Consider the following 24,717-nt stretch of genomic DNA (forward strand, 5'->3'; position numbering starts at 1 on the left):
TTTCACATGATGCTGATTTTTTATGTGAAGAGAGGGGTATTTTATATGTGATGAGGTGCTTTAATTTTTCTGAAAAATAAAAAAAGTTTGATTAAAAATTAAAGCATATATATGATAGAATAAAAAATGACCCGCGGCTCATTTTTAAGGCTGCAAGGTAAAGGAGAGGATGAAGGGAATGTCAGGCTACGGAAAATGGGTGGCAGGAAAAAAGACGAAGTGGATTACTCTTCTCGTATGGATAGTGCTTGTAGGTGCACTTACCCTGTTATGGCCTGCAGTGAATTCTCAGGTTGCTAATAATGCGCCTAACCTCCCAGATGATTCACAATCGGTACAGGCAGCAGCTATTGCAGAACAAGAATTCCCTAGTGGAAGTGGAGTGCCGGCGCTGCTCGTATGGCATAGAGAAGGTGGGCTTTCACAAGATGATTTAGTACATATCACTGCTGTGTACAAGAAGTTGGAGCAGCAACCATTGCCCCATCAGAATTTTGTTCCCCCATTAGGACAACTGCCGCCACAAGCATTACAAGCCTCGTTATCTGAGGATCTTAGTACGCTGGTAACCCCAGTGCTTTTTGATAAAACGGCAGATAGTGATCAGCTCGGCGAAGCTGTGACAGAAATGAAGAAGATCATAAACACGGAGACGGGCGGAGACCCCTCTGCTGCTAAGGTAGATGGAAAAGACCTGAGTTTACGTGTTACGGGTCCAGTGGGCATCTCCATAGATGCTACAGGGCTGTTCAAAAACGCAGACGTTTCCTTGTTAATTGCTACGGTTATGCTTGTTCTGGTGTTCTTATTGGTGATCTATCGTTCGCCGATATTGGCGTTTATTCCGCTTATTGCGGTTGGGTTCGCTTATGGCGTAACTAGCCCGATTCTTGGAAAAATGGCGCAAGAAGGCTGGATCACAGTGGATTCACAGGCGATCTCGATTATGACCGTTTTGTTATTCGGAGCTGGTACGGACTATTGTCTGTTCCTGATTTCACGGTTCCGGCAGTTGTTGAAGGTAGAGGAGAGCAAGAGTCGTGCCCTTCTTCGCTCCATTACCGAATCTTCAGGTGCAATTGCTATGAGCGGCTTCACCGTCGTGCTCGCGCTGTTCGCATTATTGCTGGCTAAGTATGGAGCTTATCATCGTTTTGCCATTCCATTTAGCGTGTCGATCTTCATCATGGGAATTGCCAGTCTAACCCTCGTACCAGCACTGCTGGCGATCTTCGGACGGACCTCGTTCTTCCCATTCATTCCGCGCACACCGCAAATGGAGGTAGAACGGGCTAAGGCTAAAGGCAAACCTGTTCCTGAGCCCAAGGTTTCCCGTAAAAAAGGCATTGGCGGCTTGGTAGTAACCCGGCCTTGGGCTATCGTAGGTGTGACCGTTATCGGCCTGGGGATTCTGGCTTCATTCTCCAGTGGCATCAAATTTACCTATGATATCCTATCCTCTTTTCCTAAAAATATGGAGTCCCGCGAAGGGTTCGACCTTATTGGCAAACAGTTCTCCCCCGGAGAATTGGCTCCAGCGAAGCTGATTATTGATACCCAAGGAAAAGCGAGCGGAGAGGATCTAAAGGTCATTCTGGGCGGACTCACCTACGTGGACACGGTTTCCGATCCGCAGCAGGGGGCAGTAAACAAAGATATTGTTGGTTTTGATATTGAATTTAAAAGCAATCCTTACTCACTAGAAGCGATGGGGCATATTCCCACCCTTCTTGCTACCGCAGAGCAGGCATTAATCGATGTAGACGTTGCGAACCCTGCGGATCATGTGTGGGTAAGCGGACAGACGGCAACACAGCACGACACTAAAGAGATTGGAGATCGGGATACCGATCTGATTATCCCCGTGGTCATCGGAATGATCACCTTACTGTTGTTGATATATCTGCGTTCAATAGTGGCCACCATCTATCTGGTCGGCACCGTTATTCTCTCCTTCTTCTCAGCGCTTGGCTTAGGCTGGATTATCATTCACTATGTGATGGGAGCTGATGCCATTCAGGGAGCGATCCCACTGTATTCCTTTGTTTTCTTGGTGGCACTTGGAGAAGACTACAACATCTTCATGATCTCGAATATCTGGAAAAAGCGTAAAACCATGCCGCTTAAGCAGGCTATCGCGGAAGGTGTGAATGAGACCAGCTCGGTAATTACCTCTGCCGGCCTCATTCTGGCAGGTACATTTGCTGTATTGGCAAGCTTGCCGATTCAGGTGCTTGTGCAGTTCGGTATCATCACCGCTCTTGGTGTTCTGTTGGATACCTTCGTGGTGCGTCCGTTCCTTGTACCAGCTATTACGACGCTCTTTGGTCGTTGGTCGTTCTGGCCGGGTAAACATCAAGAGGTGGAGACTCCTCAGCCAGATGTAAGTAAATAATGAGTTTATAAACAACAAACAGGGATGTCCCAGAGCCATATTGGCTCCGGACATCCCTGTTTGTTTTAGGCTTAGGTCCAGGACATCGCTGGATAATAGTGCTGCTTGTACCAACTAATTGAACTGTATCTAATAGGCTAATCAATAAGTCTGCTGGACGATAATTACTCTAAGTTTTTACTGTAGCAATTAGCATTTAGAAGCGATAACTGTGTTAATTAGCCCGCTGCATTGGTTAGCCAAGAGGTAAAGATAATTAGCCCGCTGTATTGGCTAGCCCGGCGGTAAGAGTTAACTAGCGCGCTGCATTGGTTAGCCAGGAGGTAAAGCCAATTAGCTCGTATCACCGGTTACCTAGCAGTAATAGTCAATTAGTTAACTGTACTTATCGGGCTACCATTCCGTACACACTGCTGGTTCAATCTAGCTACTGCTCTGTTTGGGTGGTCCAAATCCTTAGTTACTGGGCGTGCGGCTGATCATTAGCTCATATTTATCGATGGAAGCACCCAGGATTGCGTCATTACCACCAGCACCACGGTGCGACTGACGGAAGGACTCGCTGGAGGTCCAGCCTTTGAACGCATCCTCATTCTCCCATACGGTGCAGATTTTTAATTCCTCGATACCTTCTTTGGCATTTCCGCGCCATACCTCCATACGTACAAACCCAGGCATATCCTGTACACCATTATTTCCTCCGAAACGTTGAGCAATAGCTTCGCCATGACCTTCTTTTACTTTAATAGTATTAGTTACTACCAGCATGATAGATAAACCTCCGATCAGAAAGTTAGTATATTCTCAGGACATTGTGAATCGAAATAATATAACATGAGAACCTCGGAAATTAGTATCAAGATCTCAAGGTAACATCGTGATTCTCAAAAGCACATTACACCCGAAAGTACGGAGCAATGGTATATGACACAAGGCACAAGACACAAGGACAAGGCGCAAGGTACAAGACACAAGGCGCAAGGCACAAGACACAAGGACAAGGCGCAAGGTACAAGGTACAAGGTACAAGGCACAAGGCACAGAACACAATACACAAACCACAAACCAACTAACAAAATAAAAGACTACCCCAAAAGACACAAGAACGCGGGCGCTTAATTGCACTTTGTACACTTAAATTATCCGTCACACCAGAAACGATCGAATAAGTGTATTCTCTGCAACTAATTTGTGCGAATCTGGTGAATCGACGAGAATAGCCTTCTTTTAACTGTATAGAGTGCAACTAAAGTATGATTTCTCCTCTAATTGCGCTGAATAGATGTACAAAGTGCAACTATTATCTATTTAAACGTTAAGTATTGTGCAAACTCAGGTACCTGCGAAAAATCAAAGTGTCTACTGCAAGTAAAGTGGCTATAGCAAGTTAAAGTAACTACTGCACGTTAAAGCAACTACCGCAAGTAAAGTGCCACCTTAACCGTAATGTTACTCTAAGCCAAAGTGCCAACCCAACTCCAAAGTTTTTACTCAAAACCACCATTACAGCTAGCACCTAATTCCAGTCCCAGTTCCCTAATAAAGCCCCCAAATGAAGTTGCATTGCAGAATGTGCAACAGAATAGCCTGAATGTTATCTGAATAAGGCAGTCTGTTGCATTCTGTACAATAGAATCAAGCCCAAATCGCCTAAAAAGGAGGGGAGCCACTAAACTGATTGCACAAAGTGCAATCACCCAAGGCCTCATCCTCGTCTAGAGCGATTCTATTGTACAAAGTGCAATTAGATAACGGAGCAGAGCAAGCCTGAGGCGTTATCCCGCACAAAGTGCAATCACCCAAGGTTTCACCTTCGACTAGTGGGATTCTATTGCACTAGTGCAATCACCCCAGATCATCCGGCTCCCTACGCGTCCAGCGCGATTTTATTGCGGATTGGTGGTCCACAGTCCTGCTGTTTTTAGGAAGACGCGATCCGGCAGCTTCAAAGCTGTCAGTGCCAATTCAGCAACATCTTCAGGTTGCATCATGCGGTCTTCGTCACCGATTTTAAGTCCAGCATTGGAAGCTAGGCCAGTGTTGACCGTGCTTGGAGTCAAGGCTACGACGCGAATATTGTGTTTGCGCACTTCTTGTGCGAGGGCTTCGGTCATGCCCATGAGAGCGAACTTGGACGCGCAATAAGCAGAGCCTGTCGCGAAGCCGCGTTCTCCGGCTGTGGATGAAATATTGATGATATTTCCGCCATTTTTCTCAATCATCGCAGGCAGCGCAGCACGGGTTACGTAATAAGTGCCGTAGAGATTAACTTGGATGTGGCGCTCCCAGTCTGCAGGGTCCATTTCTACTAAAGTGCCGAATTTTGCGATCCCGGCATTGTTGATTAATGCATCAAATGCTCCCAGCTCATTTTGCAGGGAAGCAACAGCACGTTCAGCTTCTTCGCGTACGGCGATATCGGCCACGGCAATACTGACTTTAACGTCATATACTTCCGTTAAGGCTGATTTTAGCGCTTCGAGATCACCTGAAGTTCTGGAGATCAGGCCTAAATTAGCACCTTCCTTAGCCAGTGCCATAGCCAAGGCTTTTCCGATCCCTTTGCCTGCACCAGTAATTACAACACTCTTTCCTCTCAAATCCATCTCTATCGTCACTCTCCTTCAAACTTTTTTGAAGCAGCTGCTTCATTCAAGTCTTATTATACCTGAATGCTATAGGGCAATTACAATCGCCCCTTAGAAAAGGGACTGCAATTTTTCATGAATCCGAACTGCCTTTTCATGAAAAGTATTATTCATGGAGTTTCGTCAGCGGTACCGAAGCAGGGCCCTCTAAAACTTCGCCATCGTAGGAGAAACGGGAGCCGTGGCAAGGGCAATCCCAGGAACGATCCCCGTTGTTCCATTCGCATTCACAGCCCATATGGGTACAGGTTCTATCCACCAGATGAAGTTTACCTTCTGGATCCTTATAAGCTCCTACACGTTTGCCATCATGGAACACAACGGCTCCTTCGTCAGCTTCCAAATCAGTTGTCTTTTTATGGACGATTTCCACTTTGCCCGCCACGAGCTCTTTTGCCACATTGGCATTTTGCACGATGAAGTTTTTTAGGCTGGTGCCAGCTTTGAAGCGGGACGGATCGTACAATTCGGTATACGGATTATCTTTGCGCTGAATCTGATCCGAGATGATCTGTGCGGCCAGCGTACCGCTTGTCATGCCCCATTTTCCAAAACCTGTAGCGATATAAATCTCTTCGTTGTCCGAAATCTTGCCGATGTAGGGCACTCTGTCTAGGGTGATTAAATCCTGTGCTGCCCAGCGGTAAGGGATTGTTTTGATGCCGAGCAGATTTCCTGCGAATAGCTCCAAGTTCTCATAATGTCCTATCGTACAGATGCCCTGGCCTGTCTTATGATTGTCTCCCCCGACAATGACCAGATTCCTGCCTTCCCACTCTACTGCACGCAGAGAACGGGTGGGTTCGCTTGCGCTTAGATACATTCCACCCTCAAAATCCGTTTCAGGCTGGATCGCCAGACAGTAGGAGCGTTCAGCATGCAGCCGCGAGAAATATAATGCTCCTCCATCGTAGAAGGGGAAATGAGAAGCTGAAACGGCGTAGCGGCAGGTGATCCGATACCCGTCCTTTTCAGTAAAAAGCGTAAGCTTATCGTTCTTCTCCACCTTATCTGCCATCATCGTATGCTCATAGATTACGCCACCTTTATCCTGAATGACCTTCAGCAGGCCCTTCAGATATTGCAGCGGGTGAAAGCGGGCTTGTCCTGGTAATTTAATGGCACCACTGGCCATCAGAGGGATAGAGACGTTATCTAGCCACTCTCCGGGCAGACCCAATTGTTCATAGGCTTTATACTCTTCCTCCAGTTGTTTAAGCGTCTTATGATCTTCAGCATCCGCGTACAGAAAAGCTGCCTCATGTTTCATGCCGCAGGATACTTCAAGTTCCTCAGCCGTATTCTGGATCCAATTCATAGCCTCGCTGTTCGAACGATAATAGAGCCGGGCTTGTTCCTGCCCAAAATGTTTTATCAAATGATGATAGATTAGCCCGTGCTGTGCTGAGATTTTTGCACTGGTAAAACCCGTAGTGCCACTTAGAATTTCCCCTGCTTCCAAGAGCGTGACTTTGTAGCCTGCTTTGCTGAGGAGATAGGCTGTTGTAATGCCTGTAATTCCACCGCCTACCACTGCCACATCTGTAGAAATATCTTCAGCCAGCTTTGGAAAAGTCGGTAAATCCGTGGTATCTCTCCATAATGATTCCGGAAATTGTGGAAGACTTTGCGTTATCTTACGGTTTGGGTCCATCTATTATCCCTCCATCTGTACAATCCTCATCTCATTTATTACCACAGTCCTGTGAAAAGAAACTCCCCGTTCAATTGTGCAGTGCATGAATTCAAAGAAACAGTGCCAAAATAAGGGGGGATCCGGGACGTAAAGGACAAATAGGAGGGATGATGTTCCATGTCAGTTCAACAGGATAAGGACAATATTTCTCTGGAATGGATCAAAGACCAGCTGAACGGGTTCGCGGATTTAATCGATAAGACGATCGTTACCTCTTTTGGGCAGGTCGACCTACTTTATATCAAAAGCGTTGCGGATTCGCAGATCCTCAGCCGAAATGTAATCACACCGTTCTATGAGATGGAGAATATCAACGCTTACCAAAATTACATTATGACGTATCCGGGCAGTGAAGAGGCGACTACGAGAGATAAAGCGATCGAGCTTTTGCTCAGCGGTTATATTCTTCTGGGCTTGAAGGATACGTTCTGTTTCTTTGATGCTATGAATACGGAGATTAGTGGGGTTAATGAAACATCTGCAGAAAGCATTTCTCAGGGACCTTCAGATGCACTAACTGAGGATATTGCAGTGAATATGAACATGATTCGTCGGCGATATCAATCCACCAATCTCAAAATGGAGACCATGGTCATCGGCGATGTCTCCAAAACAAAGATAGCGATTCTATACGATGACAGTCGGGTGGATAAGAATGTTTTAAAGGAATTACGTGAGAAAATGGGGACGTTAAAGGTTGATATTTTGCAGGCTACAGGCGAACTTGAGAAGTTTATAAGCAGTGATAAATTAAGAATACTCCCGAAGTCCATTATCACCGAAAGACCGGACAGGGTTGTGTTTAATTTGTCTGAAGGAAAAGTAGCGATAATGCTTGATACTACGGGTTATGCGATAGTGCTCCCGTCTATTTTTAATGACTTTTTCACATCCATGGATGATAAAATCCAATTTCCTATCGTGGGGCGTTTTCTGAAGCTTTTGCGGATTATCGGTGTAGGCATGACACTTTGGCTGCCTGCGTTCTATGTAACCCTCACCTCGTATAATCCAGAAATTATTCGGGTGCAGATTGCACTGCTTATTTCGGGTAGTCGTGCAACAGTACCTTATCCATCTTTTGTGGAAGTGCTTTTAATGCTCATGATGATGGAGTTTCTGACTGAGGCGAGCTTACGGCTCCCCAAGGCGATTGGTCCAACGGCTACAACTGTAGGGGGGCTTATCTTGGGGCAGGCAGCGACGGCAGCAGGACTTGTAGGGAATATCATGATTATATTGGTTTCAGCTGTTGCGATATCCAATTTTCTAATTCCGCTGAATATGATGAGCTTGTCCATACGTGTGCTGAAGTATATTTTTCTTTTTGCCGCAGCTTTTTTAGGATTGGTTGGGGTAGTGGTCTGTGTCGTGGGATTTGCCATGTATTTATGCAAACAGCGCAGCTTCGGACAACCTTATTTCAGATTGTTTTTTCTCGATAATCTCGGCAAGAAGAAGGGTGGAGAGCATTGATGGCCAAAAGCCGTTATTTCTACTGTCTTTTTCTGATGAACAGCCTGATCAACATCATTAATTTTGTTCCAAGGGAACTAATAGACAGACGTTTTGGTGGTGCTTTGATGTCCATCCTAATCGGAACGATCTTGGGCACTTTGTTTGTCTATATATTTACTGTACTGATTGCTAAATTCCCCGGCAAGGGATTTCCGGAAATATTTGACTCTTTGCTTCCTAAGAAGTTAGCCAGAATCTTATTGGTCCTTTTTGCTGGCTTATGGTGTGTGGCCGGGGGAGTTACATTGCTTTCCTTTGTAGATATCACGCTGCGGTTTATCAGTCCGGATTCGAATCCCTATACGGTTGTGATCAGTTTTTTAGTCTTGGTCTGCATCTGCTGTCGCTTCGATTCTTTATCACTCTTGTATGGGCTTGAAATCATTCTCAGCGTAACCTTACCGTTAATTATTTATGGCCTCGTAAAAGCGCTAATCAATCCGGACTTCAATTGGGATTCTGTTCTGCAGGTCACTACATACTTCTGGCATAAGCCGGACCTAATGAGCCTTTCGGCGGCCACCTTTTCGTTTAGTGGTTACTTAAACCTGGCCATATTTAATCGGGTATTTCATGGACTGAAGCTGAAGCATGTCTGGATTTTAGGGGTGGAGGGACTGTTCGTATTGCTCTTGACTTTGTTAGTTCCCATCGGTTATTTCGGAACCGTTGCTATTGATAAACATGTGTATACATGGTTCTCGACGGCCGACAGTATTCGGATGGAATCCTTTATTATTGAACGGATGCTGTTTATTTTTTATTTTGCCTACTTGAGTTTGTCTCTGGTAAGTGTAATTGTTCATTGGCATGGAGGTTTAGAGCTTTTTAAAGGTGCCCTTTCATCTGTAAAAAAACATTCCCCAAAAGCAGAACGCTGGAAAGAGTGGGGCATTCTAAGCTTGTTTAGCGCGATGGTTCTGTCCTTAATGGGGCTGGATCAATATCAGCTTAACATGTTTGGTGCCTGGTTTCTGCAAATTCGCTGGTTTGGTGAGATGTTCATCATCGCTCTGCTGTTTTATTGTTATCGCAAAGTTAGGAGGGGGAAGCTGTGAGAAGAGTACTTGCTGGAATTGGGATTACCTTACTCCTTCTTCTTCCTGGTTGTGACTTCAAGGAGATTGATTTGCGGATTTTCGTGTTAGCAATCGGCGTTGACCAAGGTGCAGAAGAAGGGAATTTTAAGATTAGCTTAAAGCTTGCCATCCCTCAGGGGGATGTTACCAAGATTGATGAGAAGATGCAGATCTTGACGGAGGAGTCTCCAAGCATTTCGGAAGCCCTCCGTAGAATGAAATCCAGAGTGGAAAAGGAGCTTGATTACTCCCATTGTAAATCAATTATTTTGGGGGAGGAGGTTGCCCGTAAAGATATTCTCCATGTTATGGATTGGGCCGTGCGACGTAGAGATATACAGCTTATTATTAATTTTGCAATAGGGCGTCCGGAAGCACTTCAAGTGCTGAAGGTAAGACCCGAATCAGAGCGTATCCCATCGAATTCTCTTATCCTGGCTATGAGTGGACAAGGCACGGAGTCTCCATTTATTTCTAGTGTGTATTCCTATCAGCTGATGAGAAATGTTTTTGAGGAGGGGATTGATCCGATCCTGCCGATTATCGAGACTAAAGGGGAAAAGGAGTTTTTAATTGATAAAATTGCTCTGCTGAATAATGAGAAAATCAAAATGGTTCTTACGCCAAATGAGACCCGGCTATATAATCTGCTGTCACGCCCGAATCTTAGGACTAACTTACCCGCCCATTCCGAGGGAATTATGTTTCAATATTACACAGAGAGGTCATCCTCGCACTATAAAATCGTGACACCAGAGCAAGGGAAAGCTACTATTCGTTATCATATTAAGATAAAAGGTATTCTCGAAGAGAGTAGTAGCCCAGATCTGGTGACTCATAGCATGCTGGAGAAAATTGCAGTTGCTGGGGGAAAAGAACTGGAAGAGGATATCTTAGCATTGCTGACCAAAATTCAAGCAAGTGGCCTTGATCCCTTTGGTTGGGGGCTGCATTATGGAGCAAGACACTTTAATAACGATACGGAAATGAAAGTGTGGAAGGAGCTCTATTCTAAACTTGATTTCCAAGTGAAGGCTGATGTAGATATTAAATATTCAGGAATGATTAGGTAGCTTGTAAAGTAACATGTGGATAAAAATGGGATTGACGTTCCCATCCACAAGATTTATACTTGATCTAAAAATAAGTTAGAGGATGATAGGAATGAAAAGTCTAAATTTGACCTCCCAACGTCAAGCCGTTTACGATATCGTCCTTAATTCACATGACCATCCTACTGCTGCGGAAGTGATGAATCGGCTAGTAGAGCAGGGACATAGCTTAGCATACGGTACTGTATATAACTCTCTGCGTTATCTTTCAGATAAACAAATGATTCGTGAGCTTAAGCTTGGTGAAGCTGCCAGCAGATATGACGCACGTATGGATGATCACCAGCATATCATTTGTGAGGTTTGTGGAGCAGTAGATGAGGTTATGAATCAAGTTCCGCGTGAATGGATGGATACAGTGGCCAAGGATACCGGTTATACCATTGGTCATGCCCATGTAGTATTTGGGGGCGTCTGCCCGAACTGTAAGAACAAAAAGAATAATTAGGATAGAGGTGCCGGAGCCCTGTGCCGCGGCAATAATAAGTATATCGGAAGAGACCGCTTTCATTGAGGCGGCCTTTTTTGTTGCATTTATATGACAATTCTCAAAAAAAATGAGAAAAACGAAGAAAGATAGGAGGAAAATCGGTTCCTAAAAAAGATATAAAATTATATATTAAGTCTGGTAAATGTATCCTTGCCTAAGACTCAGATGAGAGAGAGATGATGACATCTATGAAAAAAAATGCGGGTATGACTATCCGTACCAAGTTAATTCTTACATATCTAATAATACTGCTGCTGCCCAGTATTATAATAGGCTGGCGAACCTATCAAGCTGCCAGCCAGGAAGTGGAAGATCAACTGGTGAACAATGCTACCGAAAGTGTGCTGGCCGTAAATGAAATCATTAACTCTAATATTCAATCCAAAATAGATGCGATTTCTTATTTTGCCGCGGAATTTTCATCTGAGGGGATTAACAGTGAGGGATCTGGGGGGACTTCCTCTGCTGTAAAAGCCAGATTGAAGGAATATGTGGCGCTGCATCCGGATGTACTGGATATTTATGTGGGTACAAGCAATGGCAAGGCTATTCATGCTTTAGATGCTAAGCTGCCAGAGGGTTATGATCCAAGGCAGGAAAGCGCCTATATTAATTCTCTGAAGCAAGGAAAAGGGGCAGTGATTTCTCCGGCTTTTCAAACCGCAAATAAGGAAACCGCGGTTGCGATATCAACGGTTCTTAAGGGCGGTGATGGGGTGATCACAATGAATCTTAACCTGTCTACTTTAGGGGAGCTGACCTCAATTAAGGTAGGCAAGGAAGGTTATATCCTCATCGTTGATAACAGCAAGAAGTTTCTAGTTCATCCTACAGAAGCTATCGGGCAGGAATCGTCTGATGATTTTGTTAAGAAAATGTTCGAAAAAGAACAAGGGGTCTTCGATTATGTCTTCAAGGATACGTCTAAAAAGATGACCTTTATGGTCAATGAACTGACAGGTTGGAGAATCGGAGGTACGATCAGCATTGATGAGGTTAACTCAGCAACTAGTGGAATCCGCGATACAGCTCTGCTTGTTATTGTAGTTTCCGTTCTGCTTGCGCTGGTTGTGATCTATTTTAATATTCAATCGATTTTGAGACCGCTTTTCCGGCTGCGGAAAGCAACTGCGGTGATAGCCAAAGGTGATCTGTCGGAAGACATGGGTGTTTTCCGTAAAGATGAAATAGGGCTGCTGGCAGAGAATTTTCAATTAATGGTGATCAGCTTGCGCGAGATGATCATTGGCGTGCAGGAGATGACAAGCAATGTCTCCTCCTCAGCGGAAGAACTGACGGCTAGTGCGGATCAGACTGCCCAAACGATTGAGCAGGTGACCATAGCGATTCAGGACGTAGCGGCAGGGACGGAGCGACAGGTGGTTAGTGTACGAAAAGGAATGGAGAGCACTGCCGCTACAGCTAGCGAGGTCGAGCAGATTTCCACATATATGGAGCAAGTATCCACAATGATGGACAAGACTTCACTCTCAGCATCAGAAGGCAATGATTCGGTTATCAGCGTGGTGGACAAAATCAATGGTATCCATGAAACGGTCGGAGAGCTGGGCAGTGTAATTGACAAGCTGAATGAAAGGACCAGTCAAATTGAGGGCATTGTTGGTGTCATCACCGGGATTGCCCGCCAGACCAACCTGCTGGCCCTCAATGCTTCCATTGAGGCAGCCAGAGCCGGGGAACAAGGGCGTGGATTTGCGGTGGTTGCTGCCGAGGTGCGTAAGCTGGCAGAGGAATCAGAGAGATCCGCACATTTGATTGCCGAACAGATTACCGCTATTAATAGTGAAATGCTGCTGGTAACTCATACGATGGAAGACACCAGACAGCGCGTATCCGAAGGTATTGAGGCTGTGGATACTTCCGGACGTTCTTTCTCTCGTATCCGAAGAGCAGTAAAGAGTGCCGCGGAGAAGATTGAAGCCATGGGCGGGGTTGTGCAGACCTTGTTGGTGGAGTCTAATCATATGGAGAAGGCTATTGGGGAAATTCGCGGCATATCGGAAGAGGCGGCTGTGAATACGGAAACTATCGCAACTGCCGCACAAGAGCAGCTTGCTTCTGTAGAGGAGATGGCCTCTTCGTCTACCGACCTTAGCCGTCTTGCAGAAGAACTGCAGAAGCTGGCGAGCCGCTTTAAGATAAACGCTTCTGGTAATAAGAATGATTTCTGATAGGAGAACCGTGCTTTTTATCTTCCCTTTTGAACTCCTTTGCAAGTATACTGATAAACAATAATGTTGGGTTAGGCAATGGAGAGAGGAGAGATAATAGGAAATGGCAGAGCAATTAAAAGGGATCACTGTCGCCTTGGCGGGTCCGCGCAAATCGGAAGAAATGGCCAAGTTGGTTCAGAATATGGGGGGGACGGCAGTATGCCGACCTGCTCAAGGGACTGTATTTCTTGATGATGAGGCATTGCAGGAAGGTTTGAATGCATGGATCAATCAGCCTCCCTACTTGGCGATCCTGACTACAGGGATGGGACTTGATGCTCTCTTCGATATGGCTGAGCGAATGGGGATCGAAGAACGTTTCTTAGAAGTACTTTCTGGTTCTATTATTGCCGCACGGGGTTATAAGACAGTGAATGCTTTGAAAAAAAGAGGACTTACGCCGGAGGTTCGTGACGACGACGGAAGTACAATCGGATTGATTCGTGGGCTTCAATCCCTGAATTTGCAGGGGAAAGAAGTCGTTCTTCAGCTGCACGGAGATCCAGCTCCTCATATGCTTGCATGGCTGCAGGAGGCTGGGGCTACTACCCGCCAAGTGTTGCCTTATCGCCATACCCCACCTGAGCCGGGCGAACTGGAAAGATTGCTTCTAGAAATCATATCAGGCAAAATTGATGCCGTGGCTTTTACGAGTGCACCACAGTTTCGTTTCCTCTGTCAATTTGCCCGGGAACAGGGAAAGCTGGACGAAATGCTGAAGTCTTTCGAGGATAAAGTGCTTGCTGTTTCTGTAGGGCGGATTACCTCTGAGGCTCTTAAAGAAGAGGGCGTACAGCGTATCATTATGCCTGAGCATGAACGGATGGGAAGCATGATTGTAGAGCTAGGCAAATATGTGGCGGCGAATCGCTAAGTCACAAGTTGCGTCAGCTTTACACGAATGACGTTATCACACAGAAGCATTCCCGCCTGTTATCATGGCCGGGGATGCTTTTTTACCCGGGAAAAATAAGTCCAAAGAGCAATATACCTGCCATCTGCATGGACATTCGCGGCAGTTTTCCTTAGAATATAGGCAACATGTGACGAATAATAACAACGAATAAGGAGGAGGATCCCATGGACAAGAGAAAATGTCTATTACTTGGTGATTACACCCATCCCCGGTTTCATCCACTTCAAGGAGTGGACCAACAAATTAGCGAGATCTTAAATGATTTATTAACCGTGCAATGTTCAGAAAATAAAAAATTAATGCGCATTGAGCATTTAGCAAGTTATGACCTATGTATCGCTTACAATGAATTGTGGAACGAAACAGTCTCCCCTCAACAAACGGCTGGTTTGCTCAGCTATGTAAGTGGAGGAGGAGGACTCATTGTTCTTCATACGGGAGCTTCGTTGACGAAACGTAACGAGCTTGCTCAGCTAATCGGGGGTCGTTTTAACGGACACACGGCTTACGAACCGATGAACTTCAAGGTGCTGGAGCATGACATCACCGAAGGTGTGGAAGATTTCCAATTGGATGAGGAGCCATATCATTTTGAATTTGACCCGTTCACAGAGCGGACTATTCTGCTTCAATATGAATCGGAGGGTCAATGGATTCCAGCTGCATGGTGCCATAGCTACGGTTTAGGACGAGTAGTATTCCTAATGCCTGGTCATCATGAACCCTCCTTCCGTCATCCGGCACTACGTAAACTAATTCTACAGGCGGCTACTTGGGCTGCCCGTATTCCGGTCACTAACTAAGGAATGTTGTGTTTTTTTTGAAATACGTACACAGTGGGGTATACTTTAATCATAAACTCCGTTATGTAATGAAACGGAATCTTTGGGAGGAAAGTGCCATGAGTGATTTGTTTAAAAAAGCGATCTCTTTAGGAGTGGGCCTCACCATTGTCAGTAAGGAAAAAGTAGAGAAGGTTGTTGAAGAACTAGTGAAACGCGGGGAGCTTGCTCCTTCGGAATCTAGGGCTCTCGTCGATCGGTTGATTGAACGTGGTGAGGAAGAACGAGGCATGTTCAAGTCTGCTGTACAAGAGCAAGTACAACGCGTGCTGAAGGAAATGAATGTGCCTGTACAAAACGATATTGCCGAGCTGGAAGGGCGAATTGCAGTATTGGAGCGCCGGTTGGCCGAGCTAGAGGGAATTTCCCATCTAGAGGGAACATCGGCGGAAACGCGTTCGGACTAAATGGCAGTACGCATTAGACATGCCGGACGTTACCGGGCAATCGCCATGGCGCTTATGCGCCATGGTTTTGGCTATATGGTGGAAGAGCTGGGGCTCTATCACTTACTATCCCTTCCACGTCGTCTTGTAACGCAGGAAGCACACACAAGCCTTACGCTCGGGGAGCGGATTCGGCTGGTGCTGGAGGATTTGGGTCCAACCTTTATTAAGCTGGGACAACTCGCCAGTACCCGTTCAGATCTGCTGCCTGATTCTATTATTCAGGAATTGGTAAAACTACAGGATAATGTGCCTCCTTTTCCTGTCGACCGCGTGCGCGCGATCATTGAGCAGGAACTGGATCAGCATATGGATGAAATCTTTAACTCTTTTGAGGATACGCCACTTGCTGCGGCATCCATTGGTCAGGTGCATAGGGCTGTACTTCACAGTGGACAAGTCGTAGCTGTTAAAGTTCAACGTCCTGGTATTCTGCGAACGATGAGCAGGGATTTGGAAATTCTCAAAGATTTAAGCACGCTTGCTGAAAAGCGGCTCAGCTGGGCGAGGCAATATCAGCTGTGCCGTATGGTAGAGGAGTTCTCTAAATCGCTGCTTGGCGAGCTGGATTATAGCCAAGAGGGGCGTAATGCAGAGAAAATCGATCAGCAGATGGATTATGAGGGAGTGTACATCCCGGATATCTATTGGGACTATACGTCAGCACGAGTGCTGACGATGGAATATGTGGTAGGGACAACGCTGAGTCGTCGCGATGAGTTGCTGAGTAAAGGCGTTAAGCTTAAAGCCATTGCACAGCAACTTGTGGAGATGATGCTTAGACAAATCTTCATTCATGGTTTTTTCCATGCTGATCCTCATCCGGGCAATGTTATACGGATGGGTGATGGAAAGCTGGCCTTGATTGATTTTGGCATGATGGGTCGGTTGAATGAGGAGATGAAGGAGCAGCTGTCTGCGCTTATTATCGCTCTAATGCGCAAAAATACGGATGCAATGGTCCGGGCAATTTTGCGTCTTGGAGTCATTCCTGAGGATGCTGATCGAAGTGCGCTGCATGATGATATGGATCGGCTGCGGGATGAATATTATGATGTTCCATTTAGCAAAATGAGTATAGGCAAAGCCCTGAATGATCTGTTTGGCATAGCGCGAAAACATCGTCTAGTGCTGCCGCCAGATTTGACGATGTTAGGGAAGACAATGCTCACGCTGGAGGGAGTCATCAGCAACTTAGATCCAACCATCAGTATTTTGGAAATGGCGGAACCCTTTGGGCGGGAACTAGTAAAGCAGCGCTTTAGCGGCAGTCGTTTGCAGCGCAAGTTTCTGGGAGGCGTAGCGGATTTAACAGAGAGTCTGCTGGAGCTTCCTGGGCAGGCTAAGCAGTTATCCGCGCTGATCAGTAAGGGAAAGATTAAGGTGGAGATTGTGGCACCCGAGATGCAGAATCTGGAGCGTAAGCTGGACCGGGTAGGTAACCGTTTAGCATTCAGTATTGTGATGCTCGCGTTTAGCATCATCATGACAGGACTCATTATTGGTACTGCGATGCGTGGACAGCCTTCAGTGTTATGGAATTTCCCTACAGTGGAGATTGGCAGCGTGGTGGCACTTCTGATGTTCTTATGGCTGATCTATGCGATTTTTAAATCGGGAAGGTTCTAGCTTAAGGGATTTGAATAATTATTCTTCAGCAGTTTCACACAAATGCCTTTCTATCAAGTACAATATAAAAGATAACTTTCTAAGCTTAACTTTACTTCTATTGTATAAAGTGGAATGGAACGCAAATGGAGTGCCGTCTTAACGTCCGGTGGATCGCTGCTGCCCAGAAACCGAACTTTGACCGCACTCTTTTAACGGGTCAAGGGATACATGGGACGGAAGGATGCCGGTGACGGTGTTCTTCCGCTTTTGTTTGAATATAGCTGAATCTGAAGCATATGCCCCAGAACAGGACAGCCTATGCAGGCTGCCTCATACAGGGCTTTTGAAGACGGAAGTTAAGAAAGAGATGTAATCAAATTAAACCGAGAAAATAGTGAGGTGGAGAATTTGCCGGGATTTAAAGATTTAGGAGTTTCAGAATTACTGTGTACATTGCTTCAAGGTCAAGGCATTGTTAAGCCTACGCCAGTGCAGCAGGAAGCCATTCCGCCATTGGTGCAGGGTTTGGATGTAATAGCTAGAGCGAAGACAGGTACAGGGAAGACTTTGGCCTTTTTGCTGCCAATTATGGACAAGATCCATACGGAGCGGGCTTATCCTCAGGCGTTGATTATGGCTCCTACACGTGAGCTGGCTTTGCAGATTACAGAAGAGGCACGCAAGCTGGCGCGTCATACGGATATCAAAATATTGGCGGTTTACGGTGGTCAGGATGTAGAGAAGCAACTGCGCAAGCTGGAAGGCGGCAGACATCTTATCATCGGTACACCGGGCAGACTTTTGGATCATATGCGCCGGGAGACGCTGGATCTTAGCGGCGTAAAAATGCTCGTTCTGGACGAAGCCGATCAAATGCTGCACATGGGCTTCTTGGAGGATGTTGAGACAATCATTACGGCTGTGCCTTATCGTCGTCAGACTATGTTGTTCTCCGCGACAATGCCTGATCCGATTAAACGTCTCGCTGCTAATTACATGAAAGAGCCACTGGATATCATCATTAAGAGTGGTTCTCCAATTCCGCTGGATAATATCAAACAGCAAGTAGTGGAATGCTCGGACCGTAATAAAGAAGAAGCGCTCAAATCCCTCATTGAACGGGATCGTCCTTACTTGGCTATTATTTTCTGCCGGACGAAACGGCGGGTATCCAATCTGAACGAAGCGCTGCAAGCAGCCGGTTATGAGTGTGACGAGCTGCACGGTGATTTGTCCCAAGGTAAACGTGAAGGTGTGATGAAAAGATTCCGTGATGCGAAGCTGCAGCTGCTAGTAGCGACAGACGTAGCAGCTCGGGGTCTGGATGTTGAAGGTATTACTCACATCTTTAACTATGATATGCCGCTTGATGTGGATAGCTATATTCACCGGATCGGACGGACTGGCCGTGCTGGAGGCAAAGGGCTTGCAATTACTTTCGTATCTCCACGTGATCAAGAGGGTCTGGATTTGATCGAGCATGGCATCTCGCAGCGGCTGGAACGCCGCCGTTACGAGAAGGATGAATTCGGCGTTGGCGAATTCATCCCTGTGCAAGGCGGCGGACGCCACGGCGGTCGCCAAAGCGGCGGCGCTGAGGCAGCGCGCACGGGCCGCGGGCCGAAGACCGGCGGCTCTGGCCGCGGCGGAGCTCCGCGCGGCGAAGGCGGAGCGCGGCAAGGTGGCCGTGGCCGCGGTAAAGAAGCAGGCGGCTGGGGCGCGCCTGCAGAAGGACGCCGCGGTCGTTCCGATGCGGCGGCTGGCAAGCGTGGCGGCAGCGGTTATGACGCTGCTGCTCCTAAGGGCGGCGGCAAGGCTGCCGGCGTAGTGCGAGTAGGCGGCGGCTATGGCGCCTTCGCCTCCAGAGGCGAAGCGTCTGCCAGCGGCAACGCGGCAACGCCTAGCACCGGTTCGCGCGGTGCGAACCGGAAGGGCGGCCCAAGCACTGGCTACAGTGAGAACGTAGCTAGAGGAGCGGACGGCGGTGCTTACACTGGAGGCACTCCACGTGGCGGCTTAGGCAGCGGCTATGGTTCAGGCCCGTCTAGAGGCGGCAAAGGTGGTAAAGGCAGCAAAGGTGGATACGGCGGTGCCAAGGGTGGCGCTGCTGGCAAAGGCGGCCGCAACAGCGGTGGTGGATCTTCACGCGGTGGCCGTAGCAATGGATCCGGTGGCTTTAAAAGCGGCGGTCGCGGCACTTCCAGATAAAGTTAGTAGAGTTTTATAGATGAAACTTGTTACCATAGGGTAGTTAGCGCTGAAGCTAATGACCTATGGTAACCTTTATTTTATAGCGTGAACATATTGATTTTTATTTTTAAATTAGGTTCTTAGTGAAACATTTATGAAGGAAAGCCTGTCTAATAGATAAATAGAATGTTCGGCTTCGAGGAGGAAGAACTTACAGATGTCAAAAAAATTTAAAATTATAATCTTGTTAATTGTCGTTATTGCTGTCGGTTGGGGAATAGGAAAGTACACGTCTCCTTCTGCTTCGGAGAGTAACGGTTCTAATATAAATGTGGGGGATAATCTTCAAGGTGAGCCTGGGAATACGGGGGAAAGTGATGGAGGGGGGATTACAGACCCGGCAGTAGCTGATCCATCTGATACTCCAGATTCATCTAATCCATCTGAACCCTCTAATCCGCCTGAATCAGGCGGTGATAATGCGGGTAGTGTTCCAGATCCTATTTCTGCAGAGCCTGATAGTATTACAGTGATGGTAAATAAGCAGTACGGCTTGCCTGATAATTATAAACCAACGGATCTTGTCTATCCTGATGTCCGTTTTACATTCAAAGAGAAAATCGAAAAGCGTATGATGCGAAGTGAAGCTGCCAAAGCCTTGGAGAAGATGTTCGCAGGTGCAGAGGACGACGGAATTTATTTAGCAGGCGTTTCTGCATACCGGTCACAGGCAACCCAGACGACTTTGTATAACATTTATGTGGAGAGAGATGGGGAAGAAAAAGCCCGTACTTACAGTGCAGTCCCCGGCTACAGCGAGCATCAGACCGGGCTGGCTATTGATGTCTCGGGAAGTGATGGCAAGTGTGCCGCCGAGAGCTGTTTTGGTGGGACGAAGGAAGCCGAGTGGTTGGCCAAGCATGTAGGGGAATATGGTTTTATCATCAGATATCCTGAAGGTAAGCAAGACATTACCGGATATAAGTACGAGCCTTGGCATATCCGTTATGTAGGTAAGGACATTGCTGCCTATATCAATGAGAAGGATATTACGTTGGAAGAATATTATGACGCAATTCCGGTATCGAAATAACATAGACGCAGAGAGCAGTCCTATGAAATTTGTAGGGCTGCTTTTTCTATGGCAATAAAAAGAGTTCAGAAGTTGCATTCCCTTACAGTTCGGGTAAGATACGTAGTGTAGTCCAAGTACAAGGAAGGAAGGGGAATAAAGATGTCGATCTACAATTTTGCCGGCGTTACACCTTCGGGTAAAGAAGTGCCGTTTGCGGAGTATGAAGGTAAGGTGCTGCTGATTGCTAATACGGCTAGTAAGTGCGGACTTACACCACAGTATGGAGACCTTCAGAAGCTATACGAACAGTATAGCGATCAAGGACTTGTAGTATTAGGATTCCCCTGCAACCAGTTTGCGGGTCAGGAGCCAGGTACGAGTGAAGAGGCTGAGGAATTTTGTCAGATTAATTATGGAGTTACCTTTCCTGTCTTCGCCAAAGTTGATGTTAATGGACCGGATGCCAGCCCGCTTTTCAATTATTTGAAGGAGCAGCAGCCTGGTGCTGGAGACAGCAGCGACATTAGCTGGAATTTCACGAAATTTCTTATTGATCGCAGCGGCAATGTAGTGGCTCGTGTGGAGCCCAAAGAATCGCCGGAAACGATGAAACAACATATTGAGTCACTCCTGTAGACCCTTTATGGGGTTAGTTGCAGAGTGATCTTCCAAGTATCCCTTCGACTCGGTTTCGACCGATGCTCGCGGGGATTTTCTTTTTTTAAAAGGATTAATGGAGATTGCCTTGAATTTTTATTGTGATAAATTATACTTGACGCTTTAAAAAGACCATGTATCCTTTGAAGAGAATATAGCAACTGTGCGAACATGCATAAAAAAGTGGAGTACAGCAGGATAATAACGGCAGGAGGGTTTTATACAAGCATGAAGTTAATTACAGAGGTAGCAGCACAAGCAGGGATCGACGAGCAGCATCTGGAACTATACGGCAAATATAAAAGCAAACTCTCGCCATCCTTATGGGAGGAAATGAAAAACAAGCCAGATGGCAAGCTGGTTCTGGTCACTGCGGTGAATCCCACCCCTGCTGGCGAGGGTAAGACCTTAACAACCATCGGGTTGGCGCAGGCAATGAATGCAGCAGGTGTGAAGACTGTGGCTGCTTTACGTGAGCCGTCGCTCGGGCCTTGCTTAGGGATGAAGGGCGGCGCAACAGGCGGCGGGAAGTCGCAGATTGTTCCGGCTGATGAGATTAATTTGCACTTTACCGGTGACATTCATGCGGTAACTTCTGCACATAATTTATTGTCCGCAATGATTGATAATCATATCTTCCAAGGCAATGAGCTGGGACTGGATCCGCAGCGTATCGTTTGGAAACGTGTCATGGATATGAATGACCGCAGCCTGCGCAGTATTGTGACTGGGCTCGGAGACGGAAACGGAGCCGTACGGGAAAGTGGCTTTCAGATTACAACGGCTTCTGAGATTATGGCTGTGTTATGCCTATGCGATAGCCTCATTGATCTCAAGAAGCGTTTGAACCGTATTCTAATTGGTTATGACCAAGAGGGACAACCGGTGACAGCCGAGCGAATCGGGGCCGTTGAAGCGATGACAGCGCTGCTTAAGGAAGCAGTTAAGCCAAACTTGGTACAGACTCTGGAAGGTACGCCTGTTATTGTGCACGGGGGTCCGTTTGCGAATATCGCTCATGGCTGCAGCAGTGTTATTGGCACTCGTTATGCCCTTAAGCTAGGGGATGTTGTGGTCACCGAAGCAGGCTTCGGAGCGGATCTTGGTGCAGAGAAATTCATGGATATCAAATGCCAACAGGCCGGGTTAACCCCTTCTGCTGCTGTTCTTGTCGTAACTGTTAAGTCCTTGAAATATAACGGTGGTGTGCCTAAAGGTGAGCTTCTAACCGAGAATCGGACGGCGCTGCGCGCGGGATTGGTGAATTTAGAACGCCATGTAGAGAATCTCGGTAAATTTGGAGTCCCTGTTTTAGTTGCCATTAATCATTTTGAAGGGGACAGTGAGGGCGAGATTAACGATGTACTGGAGGCCTGCCGCAATTTAAACGTGCCGGCTGCAATCTCAAAAGTATGGGCGGAAGGTAGTGCAGGTGGACAGGAGCTGGCTTCTGAGCTGAACAAGCTCTTGAATAATAGTGGCACGAGCCACTTTGCTCCTTTGTATGAGAAAGATCTCGACATTTCATCCAAAATCAACAAAATTGTCCGTGAGATTTACCGCGGGGCAGAAGTGAACTTTTCTCCGGCGGCTAAGCGTAGTCTGGCGGTTATTGAGCGGCTTGGGCTAAATGATCTTCAAGTATGTTTGGCGAAGACGCCTTATTCCTTCTCCGACCAGCCTAGACTCCTCGGAGCACCGGAAGGTTTTACGATTGGTGTCCGAGATATTACTCTTTCGCTTGGTGCAGGCTTTGCGGTAGTTATTACAGGCAATATCGTTACGATGCCAGGTCTGCCAGCTAAGCCAGCTGCTGAGGGACTATGGATGGACGAGGACGGAGAGATTCACGGTCTGGTGTAAAAGTGTTTTAATAAAAGGCTTCTCCTTACTGGTATTAGAGGGGAAGCCTTTTTTATGCTTCCTTTGGATTCCTGCAAATGCGGATCATAATGTACCCCTCACGTGGCAAAGCTAATGAGGTCGTCGCATTCGGCAGCAGTGGCGGAAAAAACTTAAAATTGTGAACAATTTGAGGATATAGGCGGAAAAGACTTGTAATGTGATAAATATCACAATATAATCAATTTATAAAGTGAAATAAATCACAACTAACCCATTGTTGATCAGATTCCATCATTGATCGGTCATGCAAGTCAAATATATAACCCGATTGTCCATTTGAAGGAGGAAGAAATAATGAAAGTAGCTGTCATTGGATGTACCCATGCCGGAACCGCCGCAATTGTGAATACTGCTCAGCTTTACCCGGATGCCGAGATTACTGTATATGAGCGTAATGATAATATTTCCTTCTTATCCTGTGGAATTGCCTTGTATGTAGGTGGAGTGGTTAAAGACCCAGAGGGGCTATTCTATTCTTCACCAGAAAAGCTTGCAGAGCTTGGCGTAAAGACCAATATGCGTCATGAAGTAACTGCAGTGGATACGAAGTCCAAAACATTGCGTGTACGCAATCTGGAGACAGGCCACGAGTTCGCTGACACCTACGATAAGCTGATTATGACTACAGGTTCATGGCCGATTGTGCCGAAGCTTGAAGGATTTGAACTCGAGGGGATTTTACTTTCCAAGAACTATGATCATTCCAACACTATTATAGAAAAAGCTAAACAAGCGAATAAAATCACCGTCGTCGGCGCTGGATATATCGGCGTTGAACTGGTGGAAGCTTTTCAAATGAATGGGAAGCAAGTTACGCTAATTGATGGTGAAGATCGCATTCTGAGTAAATATCTGGATCAAGAATTTACTGCACCGATCGAACAATCTTTTCAGGATCATGGGATTAAATTGGCACTGAATGAGAAGGTCAGCTCTTTTACGGGCAAAGATGGTAAGGTAACAAAGGTCATTACAAGCAAAGGAGAGCATGAAACAGATCTGGTCATTCTCTGCATTGGTTTCCGTCCTAATACTGAACTCTTAAAAGGTCAAGTCGATATGCTGCCTAATGGTGCCATTGTGGTCAATAACTATATGCAGACTAGCTGCCCAGATGTATATGCCGCGGGCGACAGCTGTGCGATTCACTACAACCCTACAGGCAAACACGCCTATATCCCACTGGCAACCAATGCTGTGCGGATGGGAACCTTAGTTGCACGCAACTTGGTAACAGAGACCATTCCTTATATGGGTACACAAGGGACTTCGGGCATTAAGATTTATGAAGATAATATCGCTGCAACAGGGCTTACTGAAGAAGGAGCTAAGGCTGAAGGAATGGACGTGGAAACCGCCATGATTATTGATAACTACCGTCCAGAATTTATGCCCACCTTTGAGCAGGTTCAGTTAAAAGTAGTGTTTGATCGCGCCACACGCCGTATTCTCGGGGCTCAAATTATGTCCAAGATGGATCTGACGCAATCGATCAACACAGTGTCTGTATGTATTCAAAATCAAATGACAATCGACCAACTAGCCTTTATCGATTTCTTCTTCCAACCGCATTACAACAAACCTTGGAACTTCCTGAATACAGTGGGTCTTCAAGCGCTGCCGACAACAGTACCAAGCAAAGAGGCTGTAACATTTTAAAAAGAAACGATTGTTTCTGAGTGATTTATCGACGAAAAAGATAACCTTATAAAGCTAGAAAAGCAGCGATTCTCCTGTAACGGGAGGGTTGCTGCTTTTTTTGTTAGGTGCAGAATGATTAGCTGCATAGGTAGGTAGAATCCAATGGCTTCGGCGATGGTAGCGAGCCAAATGTGCTCGAAAGTTACAGTTAAGGTCATTTGAGTCCGATGTCCGATAGCAAGCCAAATGTGCTCAAAAGTTA

At 46.4% G+C, this 24,717-nt stretch carries 18 protein-coding genes; 15 read left to right on the forward strand and 3 right to left on the reverse strand.

Annotation, left to right across the window (positions count from 1 at the left end):
• The first annotated feature begins 169 nt into the window (after nucleotides 1-169).
• Entirely contained in the window at nucleotides 170-2,395 is a 2,226-nt protein-coding gene (locus NST45_RS28700) for an MMPL family transporter (RefSeq protein ID WP_036681987.1), read from the forward strand.
• A gap of 456 nt (nucleotides 2,396-2,851) precedes the next feature.
• On the opposite strand, the gene NST45_RS28705 is transcribed toward NST45_RS28700, so the two are convergent.
• From NST45_RS28705 to NST45_RS28715, 3 genes are all read right to left on the reverse strand, one after another.
• The gene (locus NST45_RS28705; RefSeq protein WP_076212583.1) at nucleotides 2,852-3,163 is read right to left on the reverse strand and encodes an antibiotic biosynthesis monooxygenase; all 312 of its coding nucleotides are present in this window, start codon (nucleotides 3,161-3,163) and stop codon (nucleotides 2,852-2,854) included.
• 1,118 nt (nucleotides 3,164-4,281) lie between these two features.
• A complete protein-coding gene (locus NST45_RS28710) occupies nucleotides 4,282-5,001 on the reverse strand; it encodes a 3-ketoacyl-ACP reductase (RefSeq protein ID WP_036681981.1) in 720 nt (239 codons plus the stop codon).
• A 148-nt stretch (nucleotides 5,002-5,149) separates the two neighbouring features.
• Nucleotides 5,150-6,697, reverse strand: coding sequence for an FAD-dependent oxidoreductase (locus tag NST45_RS28715; RefSeq protein ID WP_339824370.1), 1,548 nt, complete (start codon nucleotides 6,695-6,697; stop codon nucleotides 5,150-5,152).
• 159 nt (nucleotides 6,698-6,856) lie between these two features.
• On the opposite strand from NST45_RS28715, the gene NST45_RS28720 reads away from it, so the two are divergent.
• From NST45_RS28720 to NST45_RS28785, 14 genes are all read left to right on the forward strand, one after another.
• On the forward strand, nucleotides 6,857-8,215 hold the full coding sequence (locus NST45_RS28720) for a spore germination protein (RefSeq protein WP_076105040.1): 1,359 nt from the start codon (nucleotides 6,857-6,859) through the stop codon (nucleotides 8,213-8,215).
• Nucleotides 8,215-9,315: a GerAB/ArcD/ProY family transporter gene (locus NST45_RS28725; protein WP_094901293.1), complete on the forward strand. Its 1,101-nt coding sequence runs from the start codon at nucleotides 8,215-8,217 to the stop codon at nucleotides 9,313-9,315. The genes NST45_RS28720 and NST45_RS28725 overlap by 1 nt, the downstream gene beginning before the upstream one ends.
• Complete coding sequence (locus NST45_RS28730) at nucleotides 9,312-10,409, forward strand: Ger(x)C family spore germination protein (RefSeq protein WP_038573684.1); 1,098 nt, start codon at nucleotides 9,312-9,314, stop codon at nucleotides 10,407-10,409. Before NST45_RS28725 ends, NST45_RS28730 begins: the two co-directional genes overlap by 4 nt.
• Nucleotides 10,410-10,500: 91 nt before the next feature.
• Nucleotides 10,501-10,896 (forward strand): transcriptional repressor, encoded by a 396-nt coding sequence (locus tag NST45_RS28735; protein WP_036681969.1) that lies wholly within the window; start codon nucleotides 10,501-10,503, stop codon nucleotides 10,894-10,896.
• Nucleotides 10,897-11,126: 230 nt separating this feature from the next.
• A complete protein-coding gene (locus NST45_RS28740; protein WP_339824373.1) occupies nucleotides 11,127-13,130 on the forward strand; it encodes a methyl-accepting chemotaxis protein in 2,004 nt (667 codons plus the stop codon).
• Nucleotides 13,131-13,233: 103 nt separating this feature from the next.
• Nucleotides 13,234-14,046, forward strand: a complete 813-nt coding sequence (locus NST45_RS28745) for a uroporphyrinogen-III synthase (protein WP_339824375.1) — start codon at nucleotides 13,234-13,236, stop codon at nucleotides 14,044-14,046.
• A 206-nt stretch (nucleotides 14,047-14,252) separates the two neighbouring features.
• Nucleotides 14,253-14,891 carry a ThuA domain-containing protein gene (locus tag NST45_RS28750; RefSeq protein WP_036681964.1) on the forward strand — a complete coding sequence of 213 codons (639 nt, stop codon included), beginning with the start codon at nucleotides 14,253-14,255 and terminating at the stop codon, nucleotides 14,889-14,891.
• Between the two features lie 98 nt (nucleotides 14,892-14,989).
• The gene (locus NST45_RS28755; protein WP_036681962.1) at nucleotides 14,990-15,337 is read left to right on the forward strand and encodes a phasin family protein; all 348 of its coding nucleotides are present in this window, start codon (nucleotides 14,990-14,992) and stop codon (nucleotides 15,335-15,337) included.
• The gene (locus NST45_RS28760; protein ID WP_036681960.1) at nucleotides 15,338-17,005 is read left to right on the forward strand and encodes an AarF/UbiB family protein; all 1,668 of its coding nucleotides are present in this window, start codon (nucleotides 15,338-15,340) and stop codon (nucleotides 17,003-17,005) included.
• Between the two features lie 390 nt (nucleotides 17,006-17,395).
• Nucleotides 17,396-19,195: a DEAD/DEAH box helicase gene (locus tag NST45_RS28765; protein ID WP_094901285.1), complete on the forward strand. Its 1,800-nt coding sequence runs from the start codon at nucleotides 17,396-17,398 to the stop codon at nucleotides 19,193-19,195.
• Between the two features lie 199 nt (nucleotides 19,196-19,394).
• Nucleotides 19,395-20,270 (forward strand): M15 family metallopeptidase, encoded by an 876-nt coding sequence (locus tag NST45_RS28770; protein ID WP_339824377.1) that lies wholly within the window; start codon nucleotides 19,395-19,397, stop codon nucleotides 20,268-20,270.
• A 141-nt stretch (nucleotides 20,271-20,411) separates the two neighbouring features.
• The gene (locus tag NST45_RS28775; protein WP_036681956.1) at nucleotides 20,412-20,888 is read left to right on the forward strand and encodes a glutathione peroxidase; all 477 of its coding nucleotides are present in this window, start codon (nucleotides 20,412-20,414) and stop codon (nucleotides 20,886-20,888) included.
• 249 nt (nucleotides 20,889-21,137) lie between these two features.
• Nucleotides 21,138-22,772 carry a formate--tetrahydrofolate ligase gene (locus NST45_RS28780; RefSeq protein WP_076140696.1) on the forward strand — a complete coding sequence of 545 codons (1,635 nt, stop codon included), beginning with the start codon at nucleotides 21,138-21,140 and terminating at the stop codon, nucleotides 22,770-22,772.
• A gap of 336 nt (nucleotides 22,773-23,108) precedes the next feature.
• Nucleotides 23,109-24,473, forward strand: coding sequence for an FAD-dependent oxidoreductase (locus tag NST45_RS28785; RefSeq protein ID WP_339824380.1), 1,365 nt, complete (start codon nucleotides 23,109-23,111; stop codon nucleotides 24,471-24,473).
• The last annotated feature ends 244 nt before the right edge of the window (nucleotides 24,474-24,717 follow it).

It is taken from the genome of Paenibacillus sp. FSL R7-0163 (assembly GCF_037969975.1).
GTDB classification, from domain to species: Bacteria; Bacillota; Bacilli; order Paenibacillales; family Paenibacillaceae; genus Paenibacillus_AQ; species Paenibacillus_AQ odorifer.